The organism is Nocardioides sp. P86, from assembly GCF_023712465.1.
In the GTDB taxonomy this organism is placed as follows: Bacteria; Actinomycetota; Actinomycetes; order Propionibacteriales; family Nocardioidaceae; genus Nocardioides; species Nocardioides kribbensis.
Map to the genome: position 1 here is coordinate 1,410,350 of NZ_JAMAYE010000001.1, position 15,263 is coordinate 1,425,612.

Annotated in this window: 16 protein-coding genes; 4 read left to right on the forward strand and 12 right to left on the reverse strand. The window is 73.8% G+C overall.

Annotated features, from left to right (window positions below):
• Positions 1 to 11 precede the first annotated feature (11 nt).
• Both M3673_RS06675 and M3673_RS19135 read left to right on the forward strand, forming a co-directional pair.
• Entirely contained in the window at positions 12 to 899 is an 888-nt protein-coding gene (locus tag M3673_RS06675; RefSeq protein WP_251532642.1) for a 1,4-dihydroxy-2-naphthoate polyprenyltransferase, read from the forward strand.
• Positions 900 to 952: 53 nt separating this feature from the next.
• A complete protein-coding gene (locus M3673_RS19135; RefSeq protein WP_264674774.1) occupies positions 953 to 1,087 on the forward strand; it encodes a hypothetical protein in 135 nt (44 codons plus the stop codon).
• A gap of 61 nt (positions 1,088 to 1,148) precedes the next feature.
• Here the strand turns inward: M3673_RS19135 and M3673_RS06680 are convergent, their stop codons facing one another.
• A complete protein-coding gene (locus M3673_RS06680) occupies positions 1,149 to 1,460 on the reverse strand; it encodes a DUF4229 domain-containing protein (protein ID WP_251532643.1) in 312 nt (103 codons plus the stop codon).
• Positions 1,461 to 1,550: 90 nt separating this feature from the next.
• Between M3673_RS06680 and M3673_RS06685 the strand changes: the two genes are divergently transcribed.
• On the forward strand, positions 1,551 to 1,802 hold the full coding sequence (locus tag M3673_RS06685; protein WP_193661967.1) for a hypothetical protein: 252 nt from the start codon (positions 1,551 to 1,553) through the stop codon (positions 1,800 to 1,802).
• Between the two features lie 69 nt (positions 1,803 to 1,871).
• Here M3673_RS06685 and ccsB read toward each other — a convergent pair whose 3' ends face one another.
• Genes ccsB through hemL form a run of 6 tightly spaced genes read right to left on the reverse strand, consistent with a single transcriptional unit; the run spans position 1,872 to position 7,909 of the window.
• Positions 1,872 to 2,915: a c-type cytochrome biogenesis protein CcsB gene (gene ccsB, locus M3673_RS06690; protein WP_056864842.1), complete on the reverse strand. Its 1,044-nt coding sequence runs from the start codon at positions 2,913 to 2,915 to the stop codon at positions 1,872 to 1,874.
• Positions 2,912 to 4,555: a cytochrome c biogenesis protein ResB gene (locus M3673_RS06695; protein WP_228942714.1), complete on the reverse strand. Its 1,644-nt coding sequence runs from the start codon at positions 4,553 to 4,555 to the stop codon at positions 2,912 to 2,914. The genes ccsB and M3673_RS06695 overlap by 4 nt, the downstream gene beginning before the upstream one ends.
• Positions 4,552 to 5,307 carry a cytochrome c biogenesis CcdA family protein gene (locus tag M3673_RS06700; protein WP_056864843.1) on the reverse strand — a complete coding sequence of 252 codons (756 nt, stop codon included), beginning with the start codon at positions 5,305 to 5,307 and terminating at the stop codon, positions 4,552 to 4,554. The genes M3673_RS06695 and M3673_RS06700 overlap by 4 nt, the downstream gene beginning before the upstream one ends.
• Before the next feature lie 3 nt (positions 5,308 to 5,310).
• On the reverse strand, positions 5,311 to 5,892 hold the full coding sequence (locus tag M3673_RS06705; RefSeq protein WP_193661965.1) for a TlpA disulfide reductase family protein: 582 nt from the start codon (positions 5,890 to 5,892) through the stop codon (positions 5,311 to 5,313).
• The gene (locus M3673_RS06710) at positions 5,889 to 6,569 is read right to left on the reverse strand and encodes a histidine phosphatase family protein (RefSeq protein WP_056864845.1); all 681 of its coding nucleotides are present in this window, start codon (positions 6,567 to 6,569) and stop codon (positions 5,889 to 5,891) included. The genes M3673_RS06705 and M3673_RS06710 overlap by 4 nt, the downstream gene beginning before the upstream one ends.
• Positions 6,566 to 7,909 (reverse strand): glutamate-1-semialdehyde 2,1-aminomutase, encoded by a 1,344-nt coding sequence (hemL, locus tag M3673_RS06715; protein WP_193661964.1) that lies wholly within the window; start codon positions 7,907 to 7,909, stop codon positions 6,566 to 6,568. The genes M3673_RS06710 and hemL overlap by 4 nt, the downstream gene beginning before the upstream one ends.
• Positions 7,910 to 8,202: 293 nt before the next feature.
• Here hemL and M3673_RS06720 point away from each other — a divergent pair, with 293 nt between their 5' ends.
• The gene (locus tag M3673_RS06720; protein WP_251532644.1) at positions 8,203 to 9,423 is read left to right on the forward strand and encodes a lytic murein transglycosylase; all 1,221 of its coding nucleotides are present in this window, start codon (positions 8,203 to 8,205) and stop codon (positions 9,421 to 9,423) included.
• Between the two features lie 70 nt (positions 9,424 to 9,493).
• Here M3673_RS06720 and hemB read toward each other — a convergent pair whose 3' ends face one another.
• Genes hemB through M3673_RS06745 form a run of 5 tightly spaced genes read right to left on the reverse strand, consistent with a single transcriptional unit; the run spans position 9,494 to position 15,195 of the window.
• Positions 9,494 to 10,471: a porphobilinogen synthase gene (hemB, locus tag M3673_RS06725; RefSeq protein WP_193661962.1), complete on the reverse strand. Its 978-nt coding sequence runs from the start codon at positions 10,469 to 10,471 to the stop codon at positions 9,494 to 9,496.
• A 47-nt stretch (positions 10,472 to 10,518) separates the two neighbouring features.
• The gene (locus tag M3673_RS06730) at positions 10,519 to 12,198 is read right to left on the reverse strand and encodes a uroporphyrinogen-III synthase (protein WP_251532794.1); all 1,680 of its coding nucleotides are present in this window, start codon (positions 12,196 to 12,198) and stop codon (positions 10,519 to 10,521) included.
• Positions 12,199 to 12,200: 2 nt separating this feature from the next.
• A complete protein-coding gene (gene hemC, locus M3673_RS06735) occupies positions 12,201 to 13,163 on the reverse strand; it encodes a hydroxymethylbilane synthase (protein WP_056864849.1) in 963 nt (320 codons plus the stop codon).
• On the reverse strand, positions 13,160 to 14,473 hold the full coding sequence (locus M3673_RS06740) for a glutamyl-tRNA reductase (RefSeq protein ID WP_193661961.1): 1,314 nt from the start codon (positions 14,471 to 14,473) through the stop codon (positions 13,160 to 13,162). Before M3673_RS06740 ends, hemC begins: the two co-directional genes overlap by 4 nt.
• Positions 14,470 to 15,195 (reverse strand): redox-sensing transcriptional repressor Rex, encoded by a 726-nt coding sequence (locus M3673_RS06745; RefSeq protein WP_193661960.1) that lies wholly within the window; start codon positions 15,193 to 15,195, stop codon positions 14,470 to 14,472. The genes M3673_RS06740 and M3673_RS06745 overlap by 4 nt, the downstream gene beginning before the upstream one ends.
• Between the last annotated feature and the right edge of the window lie 68 nt (positions 15,196 to 15,263).

Sequence of the window (15,263 nt, forward strand, 5' to 3'; positions counted from 1 at the left end):
TGAATCCTCCGGTGGCCACCCCCTCCGACTGGATCGCCGGCGCGCGCCCGCGCACCCTGCCCGCCGCCGTCTCCCCGGTGCTCGCCGGCACGGGCGTCGCCGCCTTCGTCGACGAGGCGGTGTGGTGGAAGGCCGTGCTCGCCCTCGTGGTGAGCCTGGCGCTGCAGGTCGCGGTCAACTACGCCAACGACTACTCCGACGGCATCCGCGGCACCGACGACGACCGGGTCGGGCCGATGCGGCTGGTCGGGTCGGGCGCGGCGCCCGCCGCCGCGGTCAAGCGGGCCGCCTTCCTCGCCTTCGGCGTGGCCGGGGTCGCCGGGCTGGTGCTCGCGGCCACCACCGCCTGGTGGCTCGTCGCGGTCGGATTGGTCAGCATCGTGGCCGCCTGGTACTACACCGGCGGCTCGAACCCCTACGGCTACCTCGGCCTGGGCGAGGTCATGGTCTTCGTCTTCTTCGGCCTCGTCGCCGTCGTCGGCACGACCTACGTGCAGACCGCGTCGCTGGCGGCCGGCGACCTCGCCGCGGCGCTCGCCGCCGCCGTCGGCATCGGTGCCCTGGCCTGCGCCATCCTCGTCGTCAACAACCTGCGCGACATCCCCTCCGACACCCTCGCCGGCAAGCGCACCCTCGCGGTCAAGCTCGGCGAGCGCCGCACCCGCCAGCTCTACGTCGGGCTCGTGGGGCTCGCGGCCCTGGCCGTCGTGGCGCTCGCCGCGCTCACCACCTGGTGGGCGCTGCTCGGTCTCGGCTTCCTCGTCGTGGCCGCCCGCGGGGTGCGCACCGTGCTCGGCGGGGCCGTCGGCCCGGGCCTGATCCCCGTGCTGGCCTCGACCGGGGCCGGCGAGCTGGCCTGGGCCGTGCTCACCGCCGTGCCGCTGCTCGTCCTCGCCTGACCCGGCGCCACCGGGCAGACCGGGCCTGACCTGGCCCGACCTACGCTGGCGGCATGGGTTTCCTGATCTTCGTCCTCGTCGTGGTCGCCGCCGTCGCCGCCTGGAAGTTCCGGGTGCCGCTGATGGCGAAGGTGCTCGGGCAGTCCGAGAGCCGCGTGCAGCGCTCGATCGACCGCCGCAAGCGCTGAGCCCCGGCCTCGCGGGCGCCGGCCGGGTCGGCCGCGCGCGAGGTGGGACGTGGGCGCCGGATCAGGCGCGGGGCGCCTCGCCGGCGTCGCTGCGCCGCTGCTCGTCCTCGGCGTCCTCGGCGTCCTCGCGCGCCTTGAGCTCCTCGAAGCGGCTGGCCGCGCGGCGGGCCCGCTCGTCGACGCGCCGGGCGAAGGCCTCGCGCGGGCCGTTGAGCAGGAAGTAGGAGCCGATGCCGCTGATGACGAAGGCGAGCACGAAGGACCACAGCAGGTTGGCCTGACCGGCGACGCTGAGCCACACGCCCATGACGACGGCCAGCGACGCCGCGAAGAGCACCAGGCGCAGGGCGGTGTAGACGACGAACTCCTTCACGCCCCCAGGGTAGCCCGCGCCCGGCACCGGCCCCGAGGCGACCGCTCGCGGTCGCGGGCCCGGTGACCACCGGGCACCTACGCTGGAGGGGTGCTCAAGTTCCTGCTGGTGATCGCCGTCTTCGCCCTCGCGACGTACCTCACGATCCGCGTCATCCAGCGCCGCGGCCTGCTCGAGCAGGGCCCGCAGCGCCCCTCGGCGCGGCCGTCGCGGCCCGCACCCAAGGGCCCCAAGCCCAAGCCCCGCATCGTCGCTCCCGACGACGACGAGGACTTCCTGCGCGACCTCGACCGCAAGCGGCTGCACCCCGACGACCCGGACAACCCGCCCGCGACCACCTGAGCCGCGACCTCCTGAGCCGCCCCACGGGCGCTCGCGCGGGTGCCGCCCGTCAGGGCGGACCGCAGGGGGTCAGGCCCCGCCGGCCAGGACCGGCGCCTCGGCGACCACGGGGGCCGGCTCCGGGGCGGCGTAGCTGTGCTGGGAGGTCGTGGAGAAGAAGTTGATCCCGATGAAGTTGAACCACAGGGTGGCGGTGCCGAGCAGCGCGAGGTAGGCGGCGTTGCGGCCCTTCCAGCCGGCCGTGGAGCGGGCGTGGAGGTAGGCGGCGTAGACGACCCAGGTGATGAACGCCCACACCTCCTTGGGGTCCCAGTTCCAGTAGTTCGACCAGGCCTGGTGGGCCCAGATCGGGCCGGTGATGAGCACCGCGAAGGTCCACACCGGGAACGCGAAGGCGTGCAGGCGGTAGGACACCCGGTCGAGCACGGCCAGCGACGGCACCCGCGAGAGGTAGCCGGTGGACGACTCGCGGCCCTTGGTGATCGAGCGCTCCTTGAGCAGGTAGAGCACCGAGCAGATGCCGCCCAGGCTGAAGGCGCCGGTCGCGATCACGGCCGAGACCACGTGGATGACCAGCCAGGGCGAGTTCAGCGCCTCGGTGAGCGGGGAGACCGGGGCGTAGAGCCAGATGACGTCGACCATGAGCAGCACGAGCACGAAGCCGACGACCAGCGGGGCCATCCAGCTCAGCCCGAGGCGCCGGCGCATCACGACGTAGAGCAGGGTCACCACGAAGGTGCCCGAGAGCGTGAACTCGTACATGTTGCCCCACGGCACCCGGTTGGGGTCGGCGGCCATCCCGCGCGCGAGCAGCGAGACGGCGTGCACCAGGCCCGCGACCACGGTCAGCGAGAAGCCGATGCGCCCGAAGAGGTCGATGCGGTGCTCGTGGTCGGGGCCCTCGGACCCCGCGGCCGGCTCGGCGCTCGCGCCGTACGCCGGGGCGGCCGGGCCGCCCGCGCCGACCGTCGCGGTCTCCCGCGCGCCGGCCTCCACGGGCACCTTGCGCAGCGCGCTCCACTCGACCAGGTGGGCCAGCAGGGCCAGGAAGTAGACCAGACCTGCGGCGGCCACGGCCTGGTTGCTCAGGGCCTCCCATGCACTGTCGCTCACGACGTCTTCTCCTCGGTGGTTGCGGGTCCGGCGCCGTCGGCACCGGGGGTGTGGCCGGGGGTGGCCCCGGGACGGAGGTCGGCGACCAGCTGCTGGAGCACGACGCCCACGTCGCCGCCGCCGGAGCGGTCGAGCGCGGCCACCTCGACCAGTGTGCTCCCCCCCTCGCGACGCGCCCGCAGCCAGACGCGACGCGGGCGGATGAAGAGGGAGCCGAGCAGGCCGAGCAGGGCCAGGCAGACGCCGATGAGGGCGACCTCCTTGCCGGGGGTCTGGCTGATCTGGATGCGGTTCCACCGCTCGAGGCCCTCGAAGGTCACCGTGCCCAGCCCGTCGGGCAGGGTCTCGGTCTGGCCCTCCTGCAGGTCGAGGCGGAAGGGCGAGCCGTCGGCCTTGGTGACCAGCTCGGCGTCGGCCTTGTCGAGCACGTAGACCGACTGCGACTGGCCCTGGTCGAGGCCGAGGTCGCCGGTGTAGACCTGCATCGACAGCGTGGGGTTGTTGGCCTCGCCCATGACGTTGACCGGGTCGCCCTCCACGTTGATGAAGGTGGGGTAGAACAACCCCTCCAGGCCGATCTGCCCCGGCTGGGCGTCGGCGGCCTTGACCACGCCGAAGGACAGGAAGTCGGGGCTCTGCGGCAGGAAGATCGTCGGCCCGCTGTAGACCTCGTTGCCCTCGCCGTCGCGCACCGTGATGACGGGGGCGTAGCCGTGGCCGATGAGGAAGATCTCGGTGTCGTCGATCTGCAGCGGGTGGTTGACGCGCAGGTCGTACTCGGTGGGGGCGTCGTCGAGGCCCTCGACGTAGGAGACGTGGCTGACGAAGCCGCGGGCCTGGCCCTGGGCCGGGCCGCTGTCGAGCCAGTCCACGTCGAAGGAGTCGACGTCGAAGGCGAAGTCGTCGAGCTGGTCGGCCCCGAAGAGGGTGCCGGGCACGAAGTCGTCGTACTGCGTGAGCCGGTTGGTGAAGCCGGCGTCGTCGCCGACGAGCAGGATCACGCCGCCCTTGTAGCCCAGCAGGCTGCCCACGGCGAAGCCGACCAGCACCACCACCACCGAGAGGTGGAAGACCAGGTTGCCGGCCTCGCGCAGGTAGCCGCGCTCGGCGCTCACGGCGTCCTCGCCGTCGCGGGCCGGGCGCACGCGGTAGCCCCGCTTGGCCAGCAGGCGCCGGGCGCGCTCCTCGACCTCGGCGACGTCCTCGTCGGTGGTGTAGCTGGTGCTGTCGGGCAGCCGGGTCAGGTTGCGCGGGGCCGCCGGCGGCACGGCGCGCAGGCCGCGCCAGTAGTGGAACGTGCGCGGGATGATGCAGCCGATGAGCGAGATCATCAGCAGGATGTAGATCGCCGCGAACCACGGCGAGCCGTAGACGTCGAAGAGGCTCAGCCGCTCGTAGATCGGCGTGAGCGTGGGGTGGGCGTCCTTCCAGTTCGACGTCTTGAGCGCGTCGACGCCCTCCTGCGGCACGATCGAGCCCGGTACGGCGGCCAGGGCCAGCACCAGCAGGAGGATGAGCGCGGTGCGCATCGAGGTGAGCTGGCGCCAGCCGAAGCGCAGCAGCTCGCCCAGGGTCAGCTCGCCGGCCCGCCGCGGCGGGGGCGTGGCGCCGGAGGCGCGCTCCTTCGTCGCGGTGCTCACACGCTCACCTGGTAGCCCGAGACGAGGTGGATCTGGAGCCAGGCGACCATCTCGCCCCAGGCACCGGTGAGCAGGAGCACGCCCACCAGCAGCAGCATGCCGCCGCCGATGCGGGTGACGACCTGCTGGTGGCGGCGCACGAAGGCCAGCGCGCCGAGCGCCCGGCGCCACACGAGCGCGGCGACGATGAAGGGCAGGCCCAGGCCGAGGGAGTAGAGCCCCATCAGCAGGCCCCCGCGGGCGGCCGTGCCCTCGTTGAAGGCGAGGGTGAAGATGACGCCCAGGGTCGGGCCCATGCAGGGCGCCCAGCCGACGCCGAAGAGGAAGCCCAGCACCGGTGCGGCGGCCAGGCCGACCGCGGGCACCTTGTGCACCCGCAGGTCGCGGGCCAGGAAGGGCACCAGCCCGAGGAAGGCCAGGCCCAGCACGATGGTGACCACGCCCAGCACGACCTCGAGCAGCCGCTGGTTGACGATCAGCCAGCCCCCGACCGAGCCGCTGGCCATGCCGATGAGCACGAACACCACCGAGAAGCCGAGCACGAAGAGCACCGCGCCCGCGAGCATGCGCCCGCGGCGCACGTCGCCGCTGGCGATGTCGGCGCCCGAGAGCCCCGTGGCGTAGGAGAGGTAGCCGGGAAGCAGCGGCAGCACGCAGGGCGAGAAGAACGAGACCAGCCCCGCGATGACCGCCACCGGGACGGCGAGCAGCAGCGAGCCGGAGAAGGCCGTCTGGCCGAACCAGTCACCCACGCCTCAGCCCTCCTCGACGACCGTCTCGACCACGTCGAGGAGGGTCTGCTTGCTCGGGATCTCGCCGCTGATCACCGCGGCCACCCGGCCCTCGGTGTCGAGCACCGCGGTGGAGGGCATCGTCTGGGGCGCGACCGAGCCCGAGAAGGCCAGCAGCGCCCGCCCGTCGGGGGCGTAGATCGAGGGGTAGTCGACGCCGCGCGCCCGCTCGAAGGTCGCCGCCTGCGTGGCGCTGGTGTCGCGGATGTTGATGCCGACGAAGTCGACGCTGTCGCCGAGCTCGCGGTCGGCCTCGGTCAGCAGCGGCATCTCGGTGCGGCAGGGCCCGCAGCCGCTCCACCACACGTTGACCACCGTCACGGTGCCCGGCTCGATGCTGACCGTGCCGCCCGTGGTCGTGGGCTGGTCGCGCAGCACCACGGGGTCCTCGCGCTCGTCGGGGGCGTACTCGGAGACCGCGCCCCCGCCCTGGATGTAGGTGACCCCGTCGTCGGTGCCGCGCAGCGACGAGCAGCCCGCGGTGCCGAGCACCACCGAGCAGGCCAGGGCCAGGCCGGCCGTGAGCCGGCGCGCGCGAGGGGTCATGACGGCTTCGACTCCTCCGTGGTGCCGCCGGCGGAGAAGGGCGCCGACCGGTCGCCGACCGGGATCAGGTCGCCGGCGGGCTCGGAGTAGGAGACCTGGGTCAGCCGGTCGCCGACGAAGTGCAGCGAGGTCAGCGAGCACAGCGTGCAGGTGCGGCTCTTGGGGTGGTGGAGGAAGGAGCGCTTCTCCGCGGCCAGCCGGGTGGTCCAGATGGGCAGCTGGTGGGAGACCACGACCGCCTCGTGACCGGCCGCGGCGATCCGCGCGTCGTGGACCGCCGACATCATCCGCGCGACGATGTCGGTGTAGGGCTCGCCCCAGGACGGCTTCCAGGGGTTCCACAGGTGGCGCCACGTCGCGGGGTTGCGCAGGGCGTTCCTGCCCGCCCCGAACTGCTCGCCCTCGAACTTGTTGGTCGACTCGATGACCCGCGGGTCGGTGACGACGTCGAGGCCGCGGGCCTGCGCCAGCGGCTGCGCCGTCTCCTGGGCCCGCTCCAGCGGCGAGACCCGCAGGTGGACGATGTCGCGGTCCTTGATCGTGTCGGCGACCTTCTCGGCCATCCGCACCCCGAGCGCGGAGAGGTGGAAGCCGTCGCGGCGTCCGTAGAGCACGCCCTCGGGGTTGTGCACCTCGCCGTGGCGCATCAGGTGGACGATCGTGTCGGGGCTGCTCATGCGACGCTCCTCGCGGCGGCGGCCGCACGGGCGGCGTGGGGCAGGGCGTCGAGCACGGTCTGCACGGCGCGGTCGTCGTGGGCGGCGGAGAGGAACCACGCCTCGTAGGCCGACGGCGGGAGGTAGACGCCGCGCTCGAGCATCGCGTGGAAGAAGGCGGCGTAGGCGGGGGCGTCGGTGCGCGAGGCGTCCTCGAAGTCGCGGACCGGGCCCTCGGTGAGGAACACCGAGAACATCGTGCCGGTGGCCTGCACGACGTGCGGCAGGCCGACCGTCGTCAGCGCCTCGGCGGCCGCGACCTTGATCGTCTCGGCGGCGGCGCCGATGTGGGCGTAGACCTCGTCGGTGGCCAGGCGCAGCGTGGCCAGACCGGCCGTGGTCGCGACCGGGTTGCCCGACAGGGTGCCGGCCTGGTAGACCGGCCCCTCGGGCGAGAGCTGCGACATCACGTCGGCTCGACCCCCGAAGGCCGCCGCCGGGAAGCCCCCGCCCATCACCTTGCCGAAGGTGATCAGGTCAGGGCGCCAGCCCTCGGCCTTGCCGTCGAGGCCCCACTGGCCCTCGCGGGTCACGCGGAAGCCGGTCATCACCTCGTCGCTCACGAAGAGCGCGCCGTGGCGGGTGCAGGTCTCGGCCAGGAAGCGGTTGAAGCCCGGCTCGGGGGGCACCACGCCCATGTTGCCCGGCGAGGCCTCGGTGACCAGGCAGGCGATGCGGTCGCCGTGCTCGGCGAAGACCTTCTCCACCGCCGCCCGGTCGTTGTAGGGCAGCACCAGCGTCAGCTCGGTCGAGGAGGCCGGCACGCCGGGGGTGCCCGGCACGGCGAAGGTGGCGAGACCCGAGCCGGCCGAGGCCAGCAGGGCGTCGACGTGGCCGTGGTAGCACCCGGCGAACTTCACGACGACGTCGCGACCGGTGAAGCCGCGGGCCAGCCGGATGGCCGACATGGTGGCCTCGGTGCCGGAGGAGACGAAGCGGACCTTGTCGACCGGCGTGCGCGCGACGATCTCCTCGGCCAGCAGGACCTCGGGCTCGGTCGGGGTGCCGTACGACGTGCCGCGCGCCACCGCGGCCTGCACCTGCGCCATCACCTCGGGGTGGGCGTGGCCCAGCAGCATCGGGCCCCAGGAGCAGATGAGGTCGACGTAGTCGTTGCCGTCGACGTCGGTGAGCCAGGCCCCGCTGGCCGAGCGGATGAAGCGGGGGGTGCCTCCGACGGCGTTGAAGGCGCGCACCGGGGAGTTCACACCACCGGGGGTCACCGCGTGGGCCCGGGCGAAGAGCTCTCCGGAGGCCGTGGGCGGTGCGGGCGGGTGGGCGTCGGTGGGTGCGGGACTCACGTCCTCATCATCCCTCGCGGCGCCAACGACACGAAGTCGCGGCGGGCCCCGGGGCGACCAAGCCGTGACCGGGAGCACACCGAACCACCTGCCGGACACCTCCGCGGCACGCCGAAGGGGGCGTTTGCGGGCCGACCGGGCCGGGGAGGCTGCCCGGGCGGACGGAGAATGTGACCCACGCGACGGATCCTGGGATTCCTACCGGTCCGTAACCTGGACGTGACATCCTCCGTTAGGTCCGTCACAGGTGCTTGAGGGAGCACGACGAGCGACACCACCGGGAGACGAGAAGCATGGCAGCGAAGAAGACCGCACGCGTCAAGAGCATGACCGCCCTGGTCCCGCTCGCGCTCGTGTCGGCGGCCTGGACCGCCTCTCTGGTCGGCCCCGCGGCCACCACCGTCCCCGTGTCGGCCGAGCTCGCCGACCCCACCTCCCTGCCCGACGGCTCGACCGTGCCGGCGCAGGCCATCGAGGCGCCGGCCTCGGTCTCCGGCGGCGGCTCCCTCGCCGGGCTCGCCGACGGCCTCGACGGCCGCCGCGCCCAGCAGGCCGTCTCCACCGCCTCCAGCTCCGGCATCCCGTCGGCCGCGCTCGCCGCCTACCAGCGCGCCGAGACCGTCATCAACGCCGCCGACAAGTCCTGCAACCTGCCCTGGCAGCTGGTCGCGGCCATCGGTCGCGTCGAGTCCAACCACGGCCAGTACGCCGGCAACACCCTCGACGCCGACGGCGTCGCCCAGCCCGGGATCTACGGCATCGCCCTCAACGGGCGCAACAACACCGAGGCCATCTCCGACACCGACGCCGGCGAGCTGGACAACGACACGCAGTGGGACCGCGCCGTCGGCCCGATGCAGTTCATCCCGTCCACCTGGCGCTCGGTCGGCGTCGACGCCGACGGCGACGGTCGGCGCGACCCGCAGGACGTCGACGACGCCGCGCTCGGCACGGCGGTCTACCTCTGCTCCGGCAGCGACGACCTGTCGACCACCGCGGGCCAGGAGGCCTCGGTCTTCCGCTACAACCGCTCCGACGACTACGTGCAGCTCGTGCTGTCGATCATGGACGCCTACACCGACGGCGACTACACCTCGGTGCCGAGCTCGACCACCGCGGCCGGCGTGATCATGCCCGACCCCGACTACACCCCGCCGAAGCCGCCGCCGGCCCGCGGCCCCAGCCAGGGCGGCGGCCAGCCGCAGGCGCAGCCGCAGCAGCCCCAGGTCGACTCGACCCCGCAGGCCGAGGACCCGGCTCCCACCACCCCGCCGAAGGGCGACGGCGGGCCCACCGGCCCGACCAACCCCACCAACCCCGGTGGGGGCGGCAACGGCCCGCAGCTGCCGGTGCCCGACCTCCCCGACCTGCCCGAGACCGGCGTCGAGCCCGTCGACGACGTCCTCACCGTGGCCCAGGCGATCGTGCAGTGCACCCTCGAGGGCCTGCTCGACAACCCGCTGAGCAGCACCGACAAGTTCGACCAGTGCGTCGAGGACTACACGACGCCCTGACCGTGCCCGGGGCCCGCTCGGCCCCCGGTCCGACCCCTGCCCCACCGGCGGGGCCGGCCCGGGCACGAGGTCAGCGGCGCAGCAGCCGGGCCGCCTCGGCGGCCCAGTAGGTGAGCACCACGTCGGCGCCGGCGCGCCGGATCGAGGTCAGCGTCTCCAGGATCGCGGGCTCGCGGTCGATCCAGCCGCGCGCGGCGGCCGCCTCGACCATGGAGTACTCCCCCGAGATGTTGTAGGCCGCCACCGGCACCCGCACGGCGTCGCGCACCTGGCGCAGCACGTCGAGGTAGGCCAGCGCCGGCTTCACCATCACCATGTCGGCGCCCTCCTCGACGTCGAGGAGCGCCTCCCGCACGCCCTCGCGGGCGTTGGCGCCGTCCTGCTGGTAGGTGCGCCGGTCACCCTGCAGCGAGGAGTCCACGGCCTCGCGGAAGGGGCCGTAGAAGGCGGAGGCGTACTTCGTGGAGTAGGCCAGGATCGACACGTCGGTGTGCTCGGCGGCGTCGAGCGCCTCGCGGATGACCCGCACCTGGCCGTCCATCATGCCGCTGGGGCCGACCATGTCGACGCCGGCGTGGGCCTGGGCGCGCGCCATCTCGGCGTAGATCGCCAGCGTGCGGTCGTTGTCGACGCGCCCGTCGGGGGTGAGCACCCCGCAGTGGCCGTGGTCGGTGAACTCGTCGAGGCACAGGTCGCTCATGACGGTCAGGGCGTCGCCCACCTCGCCCACCACGTCGGTGATGGCCAGGTTGAGGATCCCCGCGGGGTCGAGCGCACCCGATCCGGTGGCGTCCTTGTGCTCGGGCACGCCGAAGAGCATCACCCCGCCCAGGCCGAGCTCGGCGGCCTCGGCGACCGCGCCGAGCAGGCTCGAGCGCGAGTGCTGCACGACGCCGGGCATCGAGGAGATCGGCACGGGCTCGGAGAGCCCCTCGCGCACGAAGAGCGGCAGCACGAGCTGGCGCGGCTCCAGGGAGGTCTCCGCGACCATGCGGCGCAGGGCCGGCGTCGTGCGCAGCCGCCGGGGCCGGATGGTCGGTCCGGCCACCGGCGGGTGGACGACGGGGTCCGTCGGGCCCCCGGGCGCAGCCGGGCTCACTCCGCGCGGACCTTGCGCGAGCGCGCCGACGGCTTGCGGTCGGAGGGCCGCGTGACGGCCTGGCCCTGCTCCACCATGGCGGCCCGGCGCGCGGCGCCGAAGTCGGCCAGCGCGTCGACCAGCTCCTCGACGTCGGGCTTGGGCGACATCACGTCGACGCGCAGCCCGTGCTCCTCGGCGGTCTTGGCCGTGGCGGGGCCGATGACGCCGATCACCGTGGAGGGGTGCGGCTTGCCGGCGATGCCGACCAGGTTGCGCACCGTGGAGGAGGAGGTGAAGACCACGGCGTCGAACTTGCCGGTCTTGATGGCGTCGCGGGTCGGCGCCGGCGGCGGTGTCGCGCGCACCGTGCGGTAGGCCGTGACGTCGTCGCACTCCCAGCCCAGGTCGATCAGGCCGGCCACGAGGTTCTCGGTGGCGATGTCGGCGCGGGGCAGGAAGACCCGGTTGATCGGGTCGAGGACGTCGTCGTACTCGGGCCAGTCGGCCAGCAGGCCGGCGGCCGACTGCTCACCGGAGGGCACCAGGTCGGCCCTCAGGCCCCAGGCCGCGATCGCGGCCGCGGTCTTGTCGCCGACCGCGGCGATCTTCAGCCCGGAGAAGGCGCGGGCGTCGAGGCCGTACTCCTCGAACTTCTCGCGCACGGCCTTGACGGCGTTGACCGAGGTGAAGGCGATCCACTCGTAGCGGCCCTCGACCAGGCCGCGCACGGCCTTGTCCATCTGCAGCGGGTTGCGCGGCGGCTCCACCGAGATCGTCGGGACCTCCTCGGGCACCGCGCCGTAGCCGCGCAGCCGGGTGGAGAGGACGCCGGCCTGGTCCTTGGTGCGCGGCACGAGCACGCGCCAGCCGAAGAGCGGCTTGGTCTCGAACCACGACAGCGTCTCGCGCAGGTCGACGACCTTGCCGATGACCGTGACGGCCGGCGGGCTCATCCGGGCGGCGCGTGCGTCGGCGGCGATGTGCTCCAGCGTCGAGCAGACCGTCGACTGGGTCGTGGTCGTGCCGACGCGGGTCATGGCGACCGGCGTCGAGGCCGGGCGACCGGCGGCCATCAGGGCCTTGCTGATCTCGCCGATCATGCCGACGCCGGAGAGCAGCACGAGGGTGCGGTCGTCGGCGTACTGGCTCCAGTCGACGCTGGCGTCGCACGTGACCACGGCGACCTCGCGGTGGTCCTTGGTGGTCAGCGGGATGCCGGCGTAGGCGGGCACGGCGCTGACCGAGGAGACGCCCGGCACGATCTCGAAGCCGAGGCCGGCCTTGGCGCAGGCCTGCGCCTCCTCGGGGCCGGAGGCGTAGAGGAAGGGGTCCCCGGTCATGAGGCGCACCACGCGGCGACCGCGCTTGGCCTGCTTGACGACGACCTTGGCGCGCGCGGCGTGGGTCAGCGGCTGGCCGTCCTCGCCGAAGCCGCCGTCGACCATCTCGGGCCCGACCGGCTCGGGGGCGGGCTCGCCGTCGACCGGCTCCACGGGCTCGGGCAGGCCGAGCAGCGTGCGCACGAGCGCGACGTGCTCGGGGGACTCGGTGACGACCACGTCGGCCTGGCGCACGAGGTCGACGGCGCGCACGGTCAGCAGGTCGGGGTCACCCGGGCCGCTGCCGACGAACGACACCCAGCCCCGGCTCGGGCTGGTCGTGGCGCTGGTCTGGCTGGACTTGGCTCGCGTCATGCTCATGAGTCCCTGTCTGGATCGGTATCGATGGCTGGGCCTGGCTGGTCCAGCTGTCCTGCCCCGTCGGCGAGCATCTCCTGCGCCAACCGGGTGCCGACGCCGACGGCGTCGGAGGTGCTCCCGGATGCGGACTTCCGCACCGAGAGGGTTCCGTCGAGCGAGAGCGCCACGGCCCTCACCCAGAGCTCGTCGCCGTCCTCGCCCTCGACGACGTCCGCGAGGGCGCCGATGGGGGCCGAGCAGCCGCCCTCGAGGGTGGCCAGGACGGCGCGCTCCGCCTCGACCGCGGCCCGGGTGGGGGCGTGGTCGAGCGCGGCCAGGTCGGTGGCGAGGGGGTCCTCGGCGCGGCACTCCACGGCCAGCGCGCCCTGCCCGGGGGCGGGCAGCACCTGCAGCGGGTCGAGCACCTCGCTGACCTCCTCGAGCCGGTGGATCCGGGCCAGCCCGGCCCGCGCCAGGACGACGGCGTCGACGTCGCCCGCGCGCACCTTGGCGATGCGCGAGTCGACGTTGCCACGGACGCCGACGACGTCCAAACCGAGGCCGAGCGCGTGCAGCTGGGCGGCGCGCCGCGGCGAGCCCGTGCCGACCCGGCTGCCGACCGGCAGCTCGCCGAGGGTCAGCCCGTCGCGGCCCACGACGACGTCGCGCGGGTCCTCGCGCTCGGGTACGGCGACCAGCGCGATGCCGGCGGCGGGGTAGGTGGGGAGGTCCTTGAGCGAGTGGACGGCCACGTCGACGTCGCCGCGCAGCAGGGCGTCGCGCAGGGCGCCGACGAAGACCCCGGTGGAGCTCGACTGCACCAGCGGGGTGCCGGCGGCCTGGCTGCGGTCGCCCTCGGTGGTGACCTCGACGAGCACCACCTCGCGGCCCAGCAGGTCACGGACCAGGTCGGCCACGGTGCCGGCCTGGGTGGTGGCCAGCAGCGAGCGGCGCGTGCCCACGCGCACGGGGGCGCTCACGCCGAGCCCCGGCGGGCGTCGTCGGGCACGGCGGGGCGGGTCACGGCCGAGACCGCCTCGGGGTCGAGGGCGAAGAGCTCGGCGAGCGCCGCGGCGTAGGAGACCGCGCCGGCCTCGTTGGCCAGCTCGCGCACGCGCACGGTCGGCTCGTGGAGCAGCTTGTCGGCCACCCGGCGCACCGTGTGGAGGATCTCGGCGCGCGCCGCCTCGTCGAGGTCGGGCAGGCGGTTGCCCAGCCGGGTCATCTCCGCGTCGACGACCGAGGTGGCCATCGAGCGCAGCGCGACCACGGTCGGGGTGACGCTGGCCTGGCGACGCGCGGTGAGGAAGGCCGCGACCTCCTGCGTCACGATGCTGCGCACGGCGGCGACCTCCAGGCCCGCGTCGGAGTCCTGCACCTCGGAGGCCAGCTCGGCGAGGTTGACCAGGGTGACGCCCGGCAGGTCGGCCACCGCGGGGTCGACGTCGTGGGGCAGCGCGAGGTCGAGCAGCACCAGCGGGCGGCCGTCGGGCCGCGCCGCCTCGACCATGTCGCGGGTGACGAGCACCCCGGTGGCGCCGGTGCACGTGACGACCACGTCGGCGTGGGCGAGCTCGGCGCCGAGCTCCGAGAGCGAGGCGGGGCGCGCGTCGTACTCGCGGGCCAGGCGGCGGGCGCGCTCGGGGGTGCGGTTGAGCACGACGACCTCGCCGGCCTCCAGTCGGCTCACCGTGGCCACCGACAGCCCGGCCATGGCCCCGGCGCCGAGCACCAGCACGCGGCGGCCGGCGACCTCGCCGATCTCGTCGCGGGCGCGCGCGAGCGCGGCGGTCACCAGCGAGGGGGCGGCCTGGTCGATGTCGGTCTCGGCGCGCGAGCGCTTGCCGACGCGCAGGGCCTGCTGGAAGAGCACGTTGAGGGAGGTGCCGACCGTGCCGAGCTCCTGGCCCAGGCGCAGCGCCTCGCGGGTCTGGCCGAGGATCTGGCCCTCGCCGACCGCCATCGAGTCGAGGCCGGCCGCGACCTGGAAGAGGTGGGAGACCGCGCCGTCGTCGTAGTGCACGTAGAGGTGCGGCAGCATCGTCTCGGTCGCCTCGCCCGCGCGGTCGACCAGCAGCGTCGACAGCTCCTCGACCGAGCCGTGGAAGCGGTCGACGTCGGCGTAGACCTCGAGCCGGTTGCAGGTGGAGATGACGGTGGCCTCGGTGACGTGGTCGCACGAGGCGACGTCGTGGACGAGCTTGGCCACCCCGTCGCGGTCGAGCGCCACCTGCTCCAGCAGCGAGACCGGGGCGGAGTTGTGGGAGATCCCCACGACCAGGACGCTCATGCCGTCTCCTCTCGGACCAGCTCGTGGTGAGCCGGGTCGCCGGGGCCCGTCGTCGCGGGCGTCGCCTCGCCCTGGGCCTTGCGCTGCTCGTGGTAGGCGAGGATCTGCAGCTCGATGGACAGGTCGACCTTGCGCACGTCGACCCCCGTGGGCACCGACAGCACGGTCGGTGCGAAGTTCAGGATGCTGGTGATGCCGCAGCCGACCATGCGGTCGGCGACGTCCTGGGCGGCCACGGCCGGGGTCGCGATGACGCCGATCGCCACGCCGTGCTCGCGCACGATCGCCTCCAGGTCGGCGAAGGGGCGCACGTCGATGCCGGCGACGACCTCGTCGTGGCGGCTCGGGTCGGCGTCGAGCAGGGCCACCACCCGGAAGCCACGGCTGCGGAAGCCGGAGAAGTTCGCCAGCGCGTGGCCCAGGTTGCCGATGCCGACGATGACGACGGGCCAGTCCTGCTCCACGCCGATCTCGCGGGCGATCTGGTAGCGCAGGTAGTCGACGTCGTAGCCGACGCCGCGCGTGCCGTAGGAGCCGAGGTAGGACAGGTCCTTGCGCAGCTTGGCGCTGTTGACGCCGGCCGCGCCGGCCAGCTCCTCGCTGGAGCAGGTGCGGGTGCCGGCCTCGACGAGGCTCGTGAGCGCGCGCAGGTACACGGGGAGTCGCGCCACGGTGGCCTCGGGGATGTCCCGGGACGCCTCGGGGGAAGTCCGTGCGGTCACTGCTCTGTCTCCATGCCCAGCCGCGGACGGCGGGGGCCTGACAGCCCGGATTCGCTTCGCGGCGAATT